The 12,669-nt window shown below is 40.6% G+C and carries 16 protein-coding genes; 1 reads left to right on the forward strand and 15 read right to left on the reverse strand.

The genetic code is table 11. The features are described 5' to 3' along the window. Positions 1-61: 61 nt before the first annotated feature. From AC1Z3K_RS14425 to AC1Z3K_RS14455, 7 genes are all read right to left on the reverse strand, one after another. Positions 62-481 (reverse strand): hypothetical protein, encoded by a 420-nt coding sequence (locus AC1Z3K_RS14425; protein WP_426084671.1) that lies wholly within the window; start codon positions 479-481, stop codon positions 62-64. After that, a complete protein-coding gene (locus AC1Z3K_RS14430; protein WP_426084670.1) occupies positions 475-1,143 on the reverse strand; it encodes a DUF5081 family protein in 669 nt (222 codons plus the stop codon). Before AC1Z3K_RS14430 ends, AC1Z3K_RS14425 begins: the two co-directional genes overlap by 7 nt. Positions 1,144-1,155: 12 nt before the next feature. After that, entirely contained in the window at positions 1,156-1,446 is a 291-nt protein-coding gene (locus AC1Z3K_RS14435) for a hypothetical protein (protein WP_426084669.1), read from the reverse strand. A gap of 19 nt (positions 1,447-1,465) precedes the next feature. After that, the gene (locus AC1Z3K_RS14440; protein WP_461733080.1) at positions 1,466-1,912 is read right to left on the reverse strand and encodes a hypothetical protein; all 447 of its coding nucleotides are present in this window, start codon (positions 1,910-1,912) and stop codon (positions 1,466-1,468) included. 487 nt (positions 1,913-2,399) lie between these two features. Continuing rightward, positions 2,400-2,672, reverse strand: a complete 273-nt coding sequence (locus AC1Z3K_RS14445; RefSeq protein WP_426084667.1) for a YiaA/YiaB family inner membrane protein — start codon at positions 2,670-2,672, stop codon at positions 2,400-2,402. Positions 2,673-2,734: 62 nt separating this feature from the next. Continuing rightward, positions 2,735-3,751, reverse strand: a complete 1,017-nt coding sequence (locus AC1Z3K_RS14450; protein ID WP_461733081.1) for a YncE family protein — start codon at positions 3,749-3,751, stop codon at positions 2,735-2,737. Between the two features lie 95 nt (positions 3,752-3,846). Then, positions 3,847-5,091: a hypothetical protein gene (locus tag AC1Z3K_RS14455; RefSeq protein ID WP_461733082.1), complete on the reverse strand. Its 1,245-nt coding sequence runs from the start codon at positions 5,089-5,091 to the stop codon at positions 3,847-3,849. 283 nt (positions 5,092-5,374) lie between these two features. On the opposite strand from AC1Z3K_RS14455, the gene AC1Z3K_RS14460 reads away from it, so the two are divergent. Further along, positions 5,375-5,542: a DUF3042 family protein gene (locus AC1Z3K_RS14460; protein WP_426084664.1), complete on the forward strand. Its 168-nt coding sequence runs from the start codon at positions 5,375-5,377 to the stop codon at positions 5,540-5,542. 200 nt (positions 5,543-5,742) lie between these two features. Here AC1Z3K_RS14460 and AC1Z3K_RS14465 read toward each other — a convergent pair whose 3' ends face one another. The 8 genes from AC1Z3K_RS14465 to AC1Z3K_RS14500 all read right to left on the reverse strand — a co-directional run bounded on the left by AC1Z3K_RS14465 (position 5,743) and on the right by AC1Z3K_RS14500 (position 12,587). Beyond that, positions 5,743-7,581, reverse strand: a complete 1,839-nt coding sequence (locus tag AC1Z3K_RS14465; RefSeq protein WP_461733083.1) for an FAD/NAD(P)-binding protein — start codon at positions 7,579-7,581, stop codon at positions 5,743-5,745. 155 nt (positions 7,582-7,736) lie between these two features. Beyond that, positions 7,737-8,087: a DUF488 domain-containing protein gene (locus tag AC1Z3K_RS14470; RefSeq protein ID WP_426084662.1), complete on the reverse strand. Its 351-nt coding sequence runs from the start codon at positions 8,085-8,087 to the stop codon at positions 7,737-7,739. A 530-nt stretch (positions 8,088-8,617) separates the two neighbouring features. Continuing rightward, a complete protein-coding gene (locus AC1Z3K_RS14475) occupies positions 8,618-9,019 on the reverse strand; it encodes a rhodanese-like domain-containing protein (RefSeq protein WP_426084661.1) in 402 nt (133 codons plus the stop codon). Positions 9,020-9,033: 14 nt separating this feature from the next. Beyond that, entirely contained in the window at positions 9,034-10,002 is a 969-nt protein-coding gene (locus tag AC1Z3K_RS14480) for an ROK family glucokinase (RefSeq protein WP_426084660.1), read from the reverse strand. 1 nt (position 10,003) lies between these two features. Beyond that, a complete protein-coding gene (locus AC1Z3K_RS14485) occupies positions 10,004-10,222 on the reverse strand; it encodes a YqgQ family protein (protein ID WP_426084659.1) in 219 nt (72 codons plus the stop codon). A 29-nt stretch (positions 10,223-10,251) separates the two neighbouring features. After that, positions 10,252-10,950 carry a rhomboid family intramembrane serine protease gene (locus tag AC1Z3K_RS14490; protein WP_461733084.1) on the reverse strand — a complete coding sequence of 233 codons (699 nt, stop codon included), beginning with the start codon at positions 10,948-10,950 and terminating at the stop codon, positions 10,252-10,254. A 10-nt stretch (positions 10,951-10,960) separates the two neighbouring features. Beyond that, complete coding sequence (locus tag AC1Z3K_RS14495) at positions 10,961-11,497, reverse strand: 5-formyltetrahydrofolate cyclo-ligase (protein WP_461733085.1); 537 nt, start codon at positions 11,495-11,497, stop codon at positions 10,961-10,963. Between the two features lie 163 nt (positions 11,498-11,660). Beyond that, positions 11,661-12,587 carry an alpha/beta fold hydrolase gene (locus AC1Z3K_RS14500; protein ID WP_461733086.1) on the reverse strand — a complete coding sequence of 309 codons (927 nt, stop codon included), beginning with the start codon at positions 12,585-12,587 and terminating at the stop codon, positions 11,661-11,663. Positions 12,588-12,669 lie beyond the last annotated feature (82 nt).

Raw genomic sequence — 12,669 nt, forward strand, 5'->3', positions numbered from 1 at the left:
CCTCGCTCAACGCCTGCCAATCTGCTGCATTATACTTTATATCCAACCTTTTCCTCCTTTTTTAGCCAAAAGGGCGCAGGATATCATTCTGCTGCTTTTGAATTCCTGCCAAACCTTCCGGTGCTGATTTTTTCTGATTAAAATTCGGATGTAAGCGTTCATTTCTTTCACGTTCAAAGCCTGCCATCGCTTCCTGACTTTTCTTCTTTAACAGCTGGTCTGCAGCTACTGAAGTCTCAGAAACGAAGGTGACATACTCCGCTAAACGCTGGTAATGCGTTGCTAGCTCTTCTACACGAACCGAAGAATAGGCTTGAAACAGCTCAACCATCATCTGGCCGTCACCGCCTTCATAATAAGCGCTATTATTCAAAGAAGACAGCTTTCCCGCTGCCTCATTCAATTGCTGCGTAATTTGCTGCAGCTGTGTTACAAGTCCGGAAAGCTCCTCCGGATTAACGGATACGGATGCACTTACCAATTAGACAACCCCCTTTTTCTTGTCTCATCTTCCAGTTCGTAGGTAATCCCTAAGCGGTCAACCAGCCATTTAGTCAACCAGTACTGACTTATTCGTTTTAATTTGCCCTCCTGTAAGCGATAAAGCAATCCGTCAGAAATAAACAGGACAAACTCTACCTTCTTTATTTCTGTTTCTGTCCGTTCAATAGAACCAATCGGCAGAAGATGAGAAATATCTTCCTGCTCCAGCTCAGTCAAATCAATGCGGGCCCTTCTGCTGCGGAAGCCTGCTTCTTCTTCTAAGGGCTCCCGAGCAAAAATTGTAAAATGAACATACAGGTAGCTCAATAGCTCCTCTGGTCTGAACAGCTGGAACAGATAGCCTGTCTCTGTTTTTTCCAGTAGAATGCACTCTTCCAGTAGTGCGATAAAATAACGATTTCCGATAGAAATATATTGTTCAGCATCACCATATTTTTCCACTAACAATGCGAGAAAGAAACCTTCGTCCGTTAACTGTTCTTCTTCATCCAGCAGCTGATGCCTCCTTAACTCCTTTAACCCCTGCTGATGGAATTGTTTTTGATTCATTCGGTAAAAAGTCAGGTCAGGAAAGCCAAACAGCTCATCATGACCCACCGTATCTGTCAGTATGAGCAACGCTTCTTTCGTCAACAGCATTCTTTTCCCTCCTCATATTCCTCTGATTTCTGCCATATCGCCGCTGTCAAAGACCTTACAATCTTCATCCAGCTTTTTTAAGGCACTGTGAAAATCCTGAATCATCTCAGCTACTTCTTCATGATTCTGAGACAAAATATCCAAATACATGGCATATGTATTTTTCGCTTCTCCCTGCCAGCTTGTTGTGCTGCCTGCCAGTGATTTAGCTGCGCTCAGCGCATGCTTAATATCAGCCTTTGCTGACTCCGCCAGCGCCGTTGCCTGTACTAATTCACCTTCTTTAATGATTAATTTTTCCATTGCTTTCCTCCTCTACTATTTACCATTTTGGATTCATAATCTGATTATTTCTATTAAAGAAATCCTGTGTATCAGCTTTACGGTCAGAGGGTGTTGGATTCAGCAGCCTTTGCCGTTCCGCTTCAAAATGCGCATGTTCTCTCGCTTTTTCTGCTTGATACAAGGTGTTATAGTGCTCATATTTTTGTTGAGCAACGGTCGTGCCGTTCTTAATACTGCTGTTTCTTCTACTCAATGCATTCAGCAATAGCTGCAGCTCTGAAAATAATTCTTCTGCCTTATTAATTGTCGCCTCATTCGGTGTCCCGCTGCCCTCTGAAACACCAGAAAGACTGCTTTTTGCCTGATTTAAACAATCATTTATCTGTGTTTGCTTCTCTGTATGCTGCTGTTGGAACAAGTCCAGCTCAGTTTTTAGCAGCTGATAGTCGTCTCTCTTCTTTTTATACTCTGCGGTGAGAAACATTGAATCACTCCTTTTTATTTTTCTCCTTTGTCTGTCTAAATGCTTACAATAGTAGTCATTAACCTTTCAATAAAGTACCAACACTACTATCTTTTATTAGAACACAGAGCGGAATCTTACTCTTTGACTTGCTTCAATGCATTTAGATATATAATTATAACAAATAAAATATCAAACAATGTATCAATATTTTAAATTATTATCAAAGAAAATGAGACTTTATTTTTTTATCCCTTGTAAAAAAAACAAAAAATGAGATTTTTTGAAAAAAATTCTGAAACACCCATCTGACTGGCATTTCAGAATTTTAAATTTATACAAAACAAAAAAGACGGGTAGAAGCAGCCGCCACATCCAAGCTGCAGCAAACGCCGCAGACCAAAACAAATCAGAATCCTCCCTTATAGCCTTGTTGCACTAAAAGTATTCCTATTTGTTTTGTTAAAGATGTGATGCTTCTTTCCCCGTCTCTCAGATTATCTGTGATTTAGATAGAACCATCTTCATTTTTGATAGAATCATCCATTGCACGGAACATTTGCTTGTACCGCTCCTCATCTTCCTGATTATCTCTGATGACCTTAGCCAGAGTAAAGGAAGAAGAAATCAATCCCACTGATCCCATCAAGTAGTAGCCTTTTACCATCAAAGGCTCTTTCAATGTGTATAATCCAATCAACATTAATGCCACAAAAAAGGCAAATGACCCCCAGCTCATAAATGAAAAGGCTGGTGTGTTTCGATACGCTTTCTTTTTCATTGTTCTCTCCTTTTAAATAATGTTACCAAATTAGTATAACATTACTAACAAAAGAAGAACAGTTATTTTTTTATTAGTTCGGACAATTCGAGCTTCAGTATACGATCGACTTTATTTTTTGTAAATTTCCTAAAAAAGCTGCTTGAAGATTCGTAAACCGTATAAAGATATTTTCCATCGCTGGCAATCTGCTCCATCCGCTCCGGCATGTCAATACTCGGTGCTGTTTCTTGATCAATAAATACCTCTCCTTCAACATAATCCTCTAAAATAATCAGCTTTGACGGGTTTCTGCCGCCATTAGACTGAGACAATAGCAGGTAATCCTTGTAGAATGCTGCTCCTTGGATTCGCTGATCAATCAGGGCTGATTGAATAGGAGAAATCTTAGTTTTATGCTTCACATGAATCTGTCCTTGACTGCCTGTTTTAAAGGCACCTCGATTATCCAGTGCGTATTTCTCAATAACCCCATCTCTATTCTCATCAAAATAGCCAACATACAGGTGCTGCTGATGCCAGGTCACAAAAGAGGCCCGCTTGATTTCCAGTAAAAGAACAGACTGATCATAGGCTATTGGCTGGCTGCTTTTGGAAAAATCATATGCTTCCAGATTTCTTAACTGAACAGCTACTAATTGTGCCTGATTGTCTTTTCGAGCGCAAATCCAAAGATTTTGAAATTCCGAGTCATAGGATATTCCACCCACATGAGGCTTGCCCTGAAGCACAATCGTTTTAAGGTAGCTTCCACTGGATTTATCTAATACATACAATACAGAATTATGTTTTTTATCATGACAATACGCACTAACAATTAGATAATTTTCCGTAACCGCAACACCTTGCTGATCCATCTCATTACAAACAGAAGCAGTCTGATTTTGATTACTGCTTAGGGTCTTTGTAGTTAATAAACCCGGAATAATGAATAGCTGTTGTGCCTTCGGTTCTTCCAACGCTTGGTAAAGCTTCGGGAAGTTCTGCAGGATGGCTAACTGCTCCTCTGTTGAATAAAGAGCAGCGGACGTGTTGGTTTCTGTTCCATTTGATTCCCGAATAAGCGGCTGAAAAAGCAAGTATCCTCATAGACAACTAACATAGGCCAATCCCGCAAGCAGAATCGGGTAGCCATATGATTTTCCAATCTTCATTTTTTACCTGCTTTCTGTCTTTAATCTTCCAGCGTATGCAAAAATTGAATGAGTGAAGCAACTTCATGATTCTTTTCAAATGGCGACAGACAGTCCACCGCCTGTTGCAGCTGTTCTGCTATTTCTCCAGATTTCATCTTACCTGAGCGAAAAACAACCTTTCCCGACAATAGCGGAACAAGATTTTCACCAACGGCTAAACAGTCATCAATAACGGGCACCTGGGTCCGATTAATAAAGAACAAATTGAAGGTGTAGTTGTTTTCTCTCTTTCGACCAACTATCACAGGCTTACTTCCTGCTCCTTTTTTGAAATTTTTCCATTGAGAAGTTAGAAACAAGATACTCTCAATTAGTTCATTCTTATCAGGCCCCTGCAGCTGAACAGCAGGAAAAAGCCCCGGAACTACACCTATATTAAGCAATGGGTACTCCTCTCGTTCAATAAACGTTTCTGCCTCGACAGCCAGACTAGGCAAAGAAGCAGCTCCGCCCTGATAATAGCCATGGGATTCCCTAGTTTCCCCATCAAATGAAATAAAGTAATGAGGAAATATGTCTAAGATGTCTAGCATACGCTGAACTGCTGCTGTCCCCCAAACCAAAGGTTTATGCTCCTCCGAGGAAATATAAAACTGTTCTGGAAATTGTGCAGCAGGACTATAATGGAAGCCCCAGCTTTCTCCTTGAAGGTTCATCCGAATCAAACGGCTGGCTGCTGTTTCTACTGAGCTTTCTCCATTGAATCCTTCGTTTTCAAAGCAGTGATAACAGCTGGGATTCGGCTGTTTTTTATGAAACAGACTGAAAAATCCGCTCATTCGCTCCTCTGCTGTTTCGGTTAATTCACTGCATTCTGCTCCTAAAAAATTCTGAGGAGCTGCTGACCGCTCTAGTGGAGCGACATAGCCCGTTTGACAACACAGGTTATAAAAATATTCTGTTGCATCAGCTGGCTTTTTCGCATAATATTGAGCGAAAAGTGCATTAACAACAGAGGGAGGCGGTGTCAGCAGCTCTTGAAATTTTTTCTGCAGCTGATTTTTTTCCCAGTCTGTATCCGCTATTTTTTTATTTTTTACTGCAATCAAAAGGAATAACTGTATAGGTGTTTCAGCCGCCTCAGAAAAAACTGTTTTTTCGTCTGAATATCCACCGACCCATTCAAGGATTCGATTTGTTAAGTATAAACGGTCCAGCTCCATCCATCCGCCCAGCTGAATTGCTGAATCATTGAATTGTTTGATTGCTTGTTCTAGCTTCATTATTTTCTTTCCCTTCCCATTCCATCATTCATAAGGAATTATCTCATTTTTCCTGATTAATTTCATTCCTCAAGCACATATTCACTAAAGAAATAGGAGCTGCCTGCACTAATGGAATAACCATATCAAAGAAGAACCAGCTGCCACCGTCATTGTGCTGTTGTATTTTTAATCAATTGATGGAGAAATATATATTCCGCTACTTTACATAACAGTTGGCTTTTTTGATCTTTTGCTTCATAATAGTAAGAGAAGAATCATTTATAACGAGGAGATGGAATTTATGAAAAAATTTGTTTCTGGCCTATTAGTTGGAACTGCAGTCACTTGCGCAGCAGTTGCTGGTCTTGCTCTAACAGTTAAAAAAACAGTGATTGATCCAATCGAAGAAAAAGAAAACATGATTGAAGAAAACCGCAAGAAAGCTATGCGTAAACGCGTTTCCCGCTAAAGAAATACATAAAAAAAGCCAAAGACTTCTCTTTCATCTAGAGAAATCTTTGGCTTTTTTTATTAAAGGGATTATAAACTTTTCCAGTCGTAAATAAAGGAATACTAAGCGGTTGTGAGGAAGACCTCTGGCTGATACCCAGCCTCACGAGCAAGCGCTCAAACAATCTGCGCTGTTCAGCTGTTCTAATTTCTAATTCCTCATGCTAAATATTCTTTCAAGATGCGTGCGGCAATACAATCTGCTTCCCGCAGATTCCATGGGTCCGTTCCCGGTCTGGAGGTAGCGGCTGTTAGCCAATGAATCCCTTCTGTAGGAATCCCATAACAGAATAAACCTGGAACAACCTTTCCTTCTCCATCAATCAGCTGATTAGAAACCGCTTCTACATCAATTGCTCCTGTATAGTGAGCTTCTCCATCGATGGTTAATCGATGACGTCTGCCAACCTTTTCTTTAAGCAGCTGCTGCATCAGCGGACTAACACTTCTTTTCACATCAATAGAAGGAATTCTCGCTTCCATCAAAAAGAATGCATCGTATTTTTTTTCAGGATCATTTGCTGAATAACCAATAAATCGTCCGTCCTTCATGTCTATCTTCATTTCCGGCGCCAGAATTGTTACTACACCAGCCTTCAACAAAGCCGAAAGCTCCTCCATTCGTTCTAAAGGAGGACCAATAGACAAAAAGGAATCTAAGGAAATGAATTTTTCCAAAAACTGCTCTTTGTACTCTTTTTCTGTGAACAGCTGATGATCCAGCATAAAACGGACCTGATCCCGCATATCCTTCAAACTGTCGAACGCACTGCTTAGAGGACCATCGATATTCCCTTTTCGGGCCTCTCCGGCATCATGAAGAACGTAGTTTAAAACGGCTTCTGAAAAATTCTTGTAAGAAGACAAGCCCTGATCTGGGTGCTCAATTTTAGACCAGTCCCAATAATCCTCTTCTGAAATTGCATATTTACTGATGACTGTGCTGTCTCCTTTTTTTCGGATGTACTCCTCTGCAAACCGCTTTTGATTGATTTCAGGATACTTCTCCTTGATTAAGGCTGAATAGTAAACAAATTCTACTTCTTTTTTTAACAAATAAAAAAATTCTTCCGCTGGAAAGCTGCCTTTTCGTTTCCATTTATTCAAATTCTTCTGTTTGAGAAAGCGTGGCTGATACTGTTCCCCATAGGATTTTTGATTGACACCACGGGCATGATAAGGAAAGCCTCTGCCGGAACCAGCCACAATCAGGGGCTCATTCCCGGAGGGCAGGTAATCCAGCTGGCCATTTTTCCGCCGGAAAGTACCACCGCGATTGACAGTCAGCATGTTCATATAATCAAAAAAGGATAGACCTAAACCTTTTAACAGCACTGTCTGTCTGGGCTTAACAGCATCAAAGAAGTTATCTGCAGCATTCTTCGGTTGTGAATAAAATAGACGATGTTCTGCTGCATAGGCAGCTAGCTCCTTCTCAGCGGCTGTCCCTTCAACCTCTTGATGACCAAGAGCCAAGACCACTTTATCTGCTGTAATCTCTACTGATTGTGTGTATACAAGAAATCCTTCTTCCGCTTTTCGAACTGCACGAACGGTATCATTAAAGAAGGTGACAGAGGTTTGCTCCGTCATTCTCGTTCGAATATATTTGTAGAACCAACGCTGATACACGCCATAAAAAGCTCTGGAGCAATGATCATTCGGCCCTAAATTTCGAGCTTCATTGATAAAGGCTAACGCACCGCTAAGCTCCTCCTGAATAAATTCTTCGGCGTAATCCCGCGCCCACTCATAAAGATTAGGACCTTTCGCTACTGGTCCATCTGTACCCAGGGTTTCATCTGTAAATAAAGTGACCTGACAAGCCACTGTATTCATTTTTAGAGACAGCGGCTGATCCTGCCGCCAGATTTTCCCTCCGGGTCCATAAGGATCAAACATCGTGATTTTTAAGTTTTTGACATCTCTCGAACGCTCAACAATTCGTTCCAAAGCAGACAAGCCTCTAGGACCGCCGCCGACTATCACAAGCTTCATCTCATTCCTCCTTTCTTCTCATTACGCTTATATAAATAGGATAAACTTTTCATTAATGCTAAACAAAAATCGGCTAAATTTCTTACAATTAGCAGCCTGCTTCCACATAGCCTAGGCGCGAAATATAGGAGTTGCTCCCGAATCTTTCTGGAAAATTAACTCACTAGGTTTTCGATAACTTCTTTTAAAACCACAGCATTATTCATTTTTTTATTTTTCGCTCCATAAATAAGAGTAACCTTTTCTTTTTTTGTCAGCTCCAACAGCTGTTCAACTACTACCGGGTTTTCTTTAAGTTCTACTTTGTATTTCTCTTTAAATTCGCTAAATTTCTCAGGATCGTGATTAAACCATTGCCTTAATTCCTTACTGGGAGCTGCTGCTTTCAGCCAATAGTCAATCTGCGCCTTTTCTTTGGACACCCCTCTGGGCCACAGACGGTCAACTAAAACACGACAGCCATCTTCTGCTTCCGGTTTTTCATACGCTCTTTTCAGATAAATCATAACGATCCCCCTCTTCCATTGTATCTTAAAATAATAAAAAGAAAACTATTTCTATTTGGAAATTTTTCTTTCGAGTATCGCTGCAGGTAAAAGAAGTCTGCAACCCCTTTAGTAAAAAAAACAGAGAAAGCAGCCTTCCTTGCTTTTTTAGGTTCTATAGCTAACTAACAATTTCTCTCTATCTAAAAGCTGCTAGTAAAATAGTGGGCGTAGCTTCGATAAGTAGTCCTTAAAAAGATTAACTCGCTCCGTTCCAATCAAATGATGCACAAGCAGGGATTGCATGGAAATAGAGCCATTTATTTGAATCATTGAATAGAGATTTTCCACCTATAGACAGGCTATCAGGTGACTAGACCTAACTCTGCGATTACTCCAGATAAAGCAAAGCTTAGCAGCTCAGCTAATTGACAGAGTTTCCTTTCAAATAGAAAAACCTGAAACAAAACCAGAAGTTTCCTGCTTTTTGTTCCAAGTTTTACAATTTTTCCAGATTTTTGTTCTATTAACAAGATTTGATATAGAGCCTTTTATATAGTATTTTTCTTTTTAATTTTACCTGTCCAATTGTCGTATCCTTCTTTTAGCACATACAATTCTTGATAACCGGCTTTCTTCAACTTGCGAGCAACACGCAGGCTAGTTGAACGCCGCTGGTCATAAAGATAGACCGGCTGATCTTTACGAATCGACTGCATACCGGTTTTTAATTGAGAAGACGGTACATTGCGGGCACCTAAAATATGCCCAGCATCAAAGGAATCTTTTTCTCTCACATCGATTACCTGTGCTTTTCTCATTCCTTCTTTAAATTCATCATCTGTCAGCAGTTTAGCTGTTGTCTTTCCTAAAATAAATGTGTACAGCACATTTCCAACCATCATCAAAAGAATTGCACCTAAAATAATATTCAAAACCATTAACACAGACATCTAAAAACCCTCTCTTACTCTTCGTTAAATTTTAATGCCAGAGAAGCAGCACCTACTACACCGGCTTCATTTCCTAATATAGCTAATTTTATTTTTGTACTTTCCCGAACCTGCGGGAAGGTAAATTCATTGAAATAGTTCTCAACACGGCTTCTTAAAAATTCGCCTGCTGCTGAAACGCCGCCACCGATGACGATTGACGAAGGATTCAGAATATTTCCAATGTTCCCTAAAGCCAATCCAAGATAGAAGCATACCTTATCAACAACCATCAAAGCAAATGCATCGCCCTTTTCAGCGTATTCAAACACATCTTTACTGCTAACAGCCTGACCATCATCAATCATCTGTTTCAGTTCAGAATCTCCAGCATATTCTTCTGATAGTTTTCTTGCCAATCTAACAACACCTGTCGCACTGGCTACCGTTTCCAGACAGCCCCGCTTACCGCAGGTACATTGAAAACCTTCAGGATCAACAGTTGCATGCCCGATTTCTCCTGCACAGCCAGCTGTTCCGTGCAGCAGCTGACCTTCTGCAATAATACCGCCACCGACACCTGTACCCAAAGTAATGAAAGCCACATTTGCATCATTTTCACCAGCGCCTTTCCAGCGTTCCCCCAGCGCAGCCACATTTGCATCATTATCTACAGTATAAGGAATTCCTGTGCCGGCTTCAATCAGCTCTTTCACTGGCTGAACTGTTATCCAGTTTAGATTGTAGGCGCCTACTACGGTACCAGCTTCGATGTCTACGCTGCCTGGAGTTCCCATACCGATGCCGACAAAATCAGATTTGTCCATTCCATAAAGAGAAATACGATGGTTGATCGACGCAATGATATCAGGTACGATATGAGTTCCGTCATCTAGAATGTTTGTTTCAATGCTCCATTTTTGCTGAATTTCTCCATCCAGCGTTAAAATCGCGAACTTGATTGTGGTACCGCCTAAGTCAATTCCTATAATCTTCTTATCCATTTCATTCGATCCCTTTCCCTTGTGTTCTATTTTCTTCAATTCTGTGCTCACGGTTCAGAATTCGCCGGGCATGAAGGTAGGTCTCTTTATCAACCAACTGACTATCATAAAGATTCTTCAGCTCAATCATCATCAACTCAATATCATAGATTCTGGCGCCTACATAGATGTATATCCCAAATCTTTTGAACAGCTGCTGAACATCATATAGCGTTTCCAAGTCAAAGCACTTCCTTATCATTATACAGTTTAATAAGCATTTTTAAAACCTAAGAAAAAGCAAATTACTAGAATAAAAACAAAAATCATTCCACTGATAATACGCTCATGAATATTGAAGGACTCCGAGCGCTTAGGTACTGCTAAAAATGTCGCTGTTAAAAGTCCGCCAAGTAAACCGCCAATATGTCCAGCGATGTCTACAGACGGGCTGAACAGGTTAAAAAATAAGTTGATGGCAATAAAAATACCATATTGCCTCGACATAAAAGCAATCGCAGGATCATTCCTGAAATGTCTGCCTAAAATCAGAAAGGCGCCAAACAAGCCAAACAACGAAGTGCTGGCACCAGCTGAAACCGCACCTTGACTAAAAGCAAAACTCAGTAAATTACCGGCTATCCCGCTTAAAAGGTAAATTGCCAGATAACGCCAATGTCCGTAAATATTTTCGACCTGCCGTCCTACATAATAAAGTGTAACCATGTTTACAGCAAAATGCATCCAGCCTATATGTAAAAACATCGGAGTGAAAAAGCGCCAGAATTCATGATTCTGGACAATCGACTGCTTCTGCATTGCTCCCCAGCGCAGCAGTACTTCATTCACTTCTGATCCACCTGTTAGCTCCATCCCCAAAAAGAACACAGTTGTAACTACTAATAATCCGTATGTGATAAATGGCTGGTTAAATATTCGCTTTATTTTTATCTTTGTTTGATAATCCATCAAATCCTCCTTATCGAATAAACAGTTTGTCTACTCTCTGGTCAAATTCTTCAATCTGCCAGCTTTCCTGAATTTGTTCGCTAAATACCAAACTACAGCTTTTCCCTTGAAAATCCTTTAACACACGGTCGTAATAACCTCCCCCAAAGCCTACCCGATACCCGTTAATTTTAAAAATTAAGCCTGGAACAATCAGCAAGTCAATCTCTGACAGCTTAATTTCTTTTTCTATCGCCGGCTCTTCTACACCAAAAGCTGATTCAACAAAAACTGATTCAGCAGTAATTTGATGAAAAACCAAGCCGTTTTTAGTTGTTTTTGGTACAACTATCTGCTTACCTTCAGCCCAGCCCTGCGTCATTACAGGTGCGGTGTCCAGTTCAAACGGCAGCGACTTAACAATTCCTACAACAGCAGCCTGTTTCCAAACTACATCGTTAAATAATTCTTGATATAGTTCAGCTTCTTTATTTTTCTTGATTTCTTCATGTCGGAACAGCCAATTCAAATTCGCGGCGCCAATTTCCCTAATTGCTTTCTTTTTCATTTTTTCCTATTCTCCCGATAATTATTACTCCCGAATATTGCTGATACAATTCATCACTTCAGTGTCATCCCTGCTCTGAAATCCCAGTTTTCAGCTGATTCATCCAGTGTATTAAAAAATGGCGGAAATAGCAATTGAGTTCATTTCTAAATCCGCATACTTACTACCCGTTTTTCTTTAACTGCCGAGCCAGCCAGCTGCTGATGGCCTCATAAACCTGCTCTTTCTCGTCCTCAAAAAGAATCTCGTGGCGCAGCTCAGTAAATAAGGCCAAAGAAACATCCTTTATACCGGACGAACTCAGTGTTTTAGCTACCTTTCTCACACCTTTTCCATACCCGCCGACTGGATCCTCTTCACCGCTGATGACCAGAACTGACAAATTCTTAGGTAGACGTTCTGCCCAGCCGGAACGATTCGCCTTATGAATTAGCTGGAACAATGTATGAAATCCATTATTGGTAAATGTAAAGCCAGTCAAAGCATCTTCTTCATATTGCTGCACATTTAACTGATTTTTACTCAGCCAGTTAAAGCGTCTCTCTTCCGGAAAGTGTTTGCTAAAGGAGCCAAATGCTAACTCATCTAGCCATTGATTTACTTTTTTGGGCTGCAGCTTGTTTAAGCCTGTTGTAATGGATAAGGCTGCAGGAATTGCAGCAGAGCCGGTTCCGGTTCCCATTAAGACAACGCCTGAAACTGATTCATGATGACTTTGCAGATAGTTCCGCAAGGCAAACGACCCCATGCTGTGTCCCAGCATAAAATATGGAAGCTCTGGGTATCTGCCCAGTGTCCATTGCCTTACTTGATCAATATCTTCAATTAGAATCTGTTCTGTTCGACCTTTGCCGAAATAGCCGTGCTGAGGCTCTTTACTATCTACCGATTTTCCATGTCCTAAATGGTCATGCCCCACAACTAGATAACCTAAACGAGTCAGATACTCTGCAAATTCAGTATACCGCTCAATATACTCAGCCATTCCGTGAATTAGCTGAACAATACCTATTGGCTGCTGCTTAGGCTTCCAGCACACAAGATGCAGCTCTGTTTCTTTATCTGAGGATAAATAAAAAATAGCTTCCATAGTTATCTCCTGTTCTATCAATATAGTCCATTATATCGAATTATCCCCTAATGAAATAGTATAACTGTTCTCTTCTTTCATA

It is taken from the genome of Enterococcus sp. LJL128, assembly GCF_056924295.1.

Excerpts from the sequence above, each read along its gene's own strand:
- AC1Z3K_RS14470 (WP_426084662.1), bottom strand. The coding sequence starts at position 8,087 with ATGATTTATCTGAAAAGAGCGTATGAAAAACCGGAAGCAGAAGATGGC.
- AC1Z3K_RS14435 (WP_426084669.1), bottom strand. The coding sequence starts at position 1,446 with ATGGAAAAATTAATCATTAAAGAAGGTGAATTAGTACAGGCAACGGCG.
- AC1Z3K_RS14480 (WP_426084660.1), bottom strand. The coding sequence starts at position 10,002 with ATGGATAAGAAGATTATAGGAATTGACTTAGGCGGTACCACAATCAAG.
- AC1Z3K_RS14490 (WP_461733084.1), bottom strand. The coding sequence starts at position 10,950 with ATGGATTATCAAACAAAGATAAAAATAAAGCGAATATTTAACCAGCCA.
- AC1Z3K_RS14440 (WP_461733080.1), bottom strand. The coding sequence starts at position 1,912 with ATGTTTCTCACCGCAGAGTATAAAAAGAAGAGAGACGACTATCAGCTG.
- AC1Z3K_RS14455 (WP_461733082.1), bottom strand. The coding sequence starts at position 5,091 with ATGAAGCTAGAACAAGCAATCAAACAATTCAATGATTCAGCAATTCAG.
- AC1Z3K_RS14465 (WP_461733083.1), bottom strand. The coding sequence starts at position 7,581 with ATGAAGCTTGTGATAGTCGGCGGCGGTCCTAGAGGCTTGTCTGCTTTG.
- AC1Z3K_RS14495 (WP_461733085.1), bottom strand. The coding sequence starts at position 11,497 with ATGAAAAAGAAAGCAATTAGGGAAATTGGCGCCGCGAATTTGAATTGG.
- AC1Z3K_RS14445 (WP_426084667.1), bottom strand. The coding sequence starts at position 2,672 with ATGAAAAAGAAAGCGTATCGAAACACACCAGCCTTTTCATTTATGAGC.
- AC1Z3K_RS14430 (WP_426084670.1), bottom strand. The coding sequence starts at position 1,143 with ATGCTGTTGACGAAAGAAGCGTTGCTCATACTGACAGATACGGTGGGT.
- AC1Z3K_RS14460 (WP_426084664.1), top strand. The coding sequence starts at position 5,375 with ATGAAAAAATTTGTTTCTGGCCTATTAGTTGGAACTGCAGTCACTTGC.
- AC1Z3K_RS14475 (WP_426084661.1), bottom strand. The coding sequence starts at position 9,019 with ATGTCTGTGTTAATGGTTTTGAATATTATTTTAGGTGCAATTCTTTTG.
- AC1Z3K_RS14500 (WP_461733086.1), bottom strand. The coding sequence starts at position 12,587 with ATGGAAGCTATTTTTTATTTATCCTCAGATAAAGAAACAGAGCTGCAT.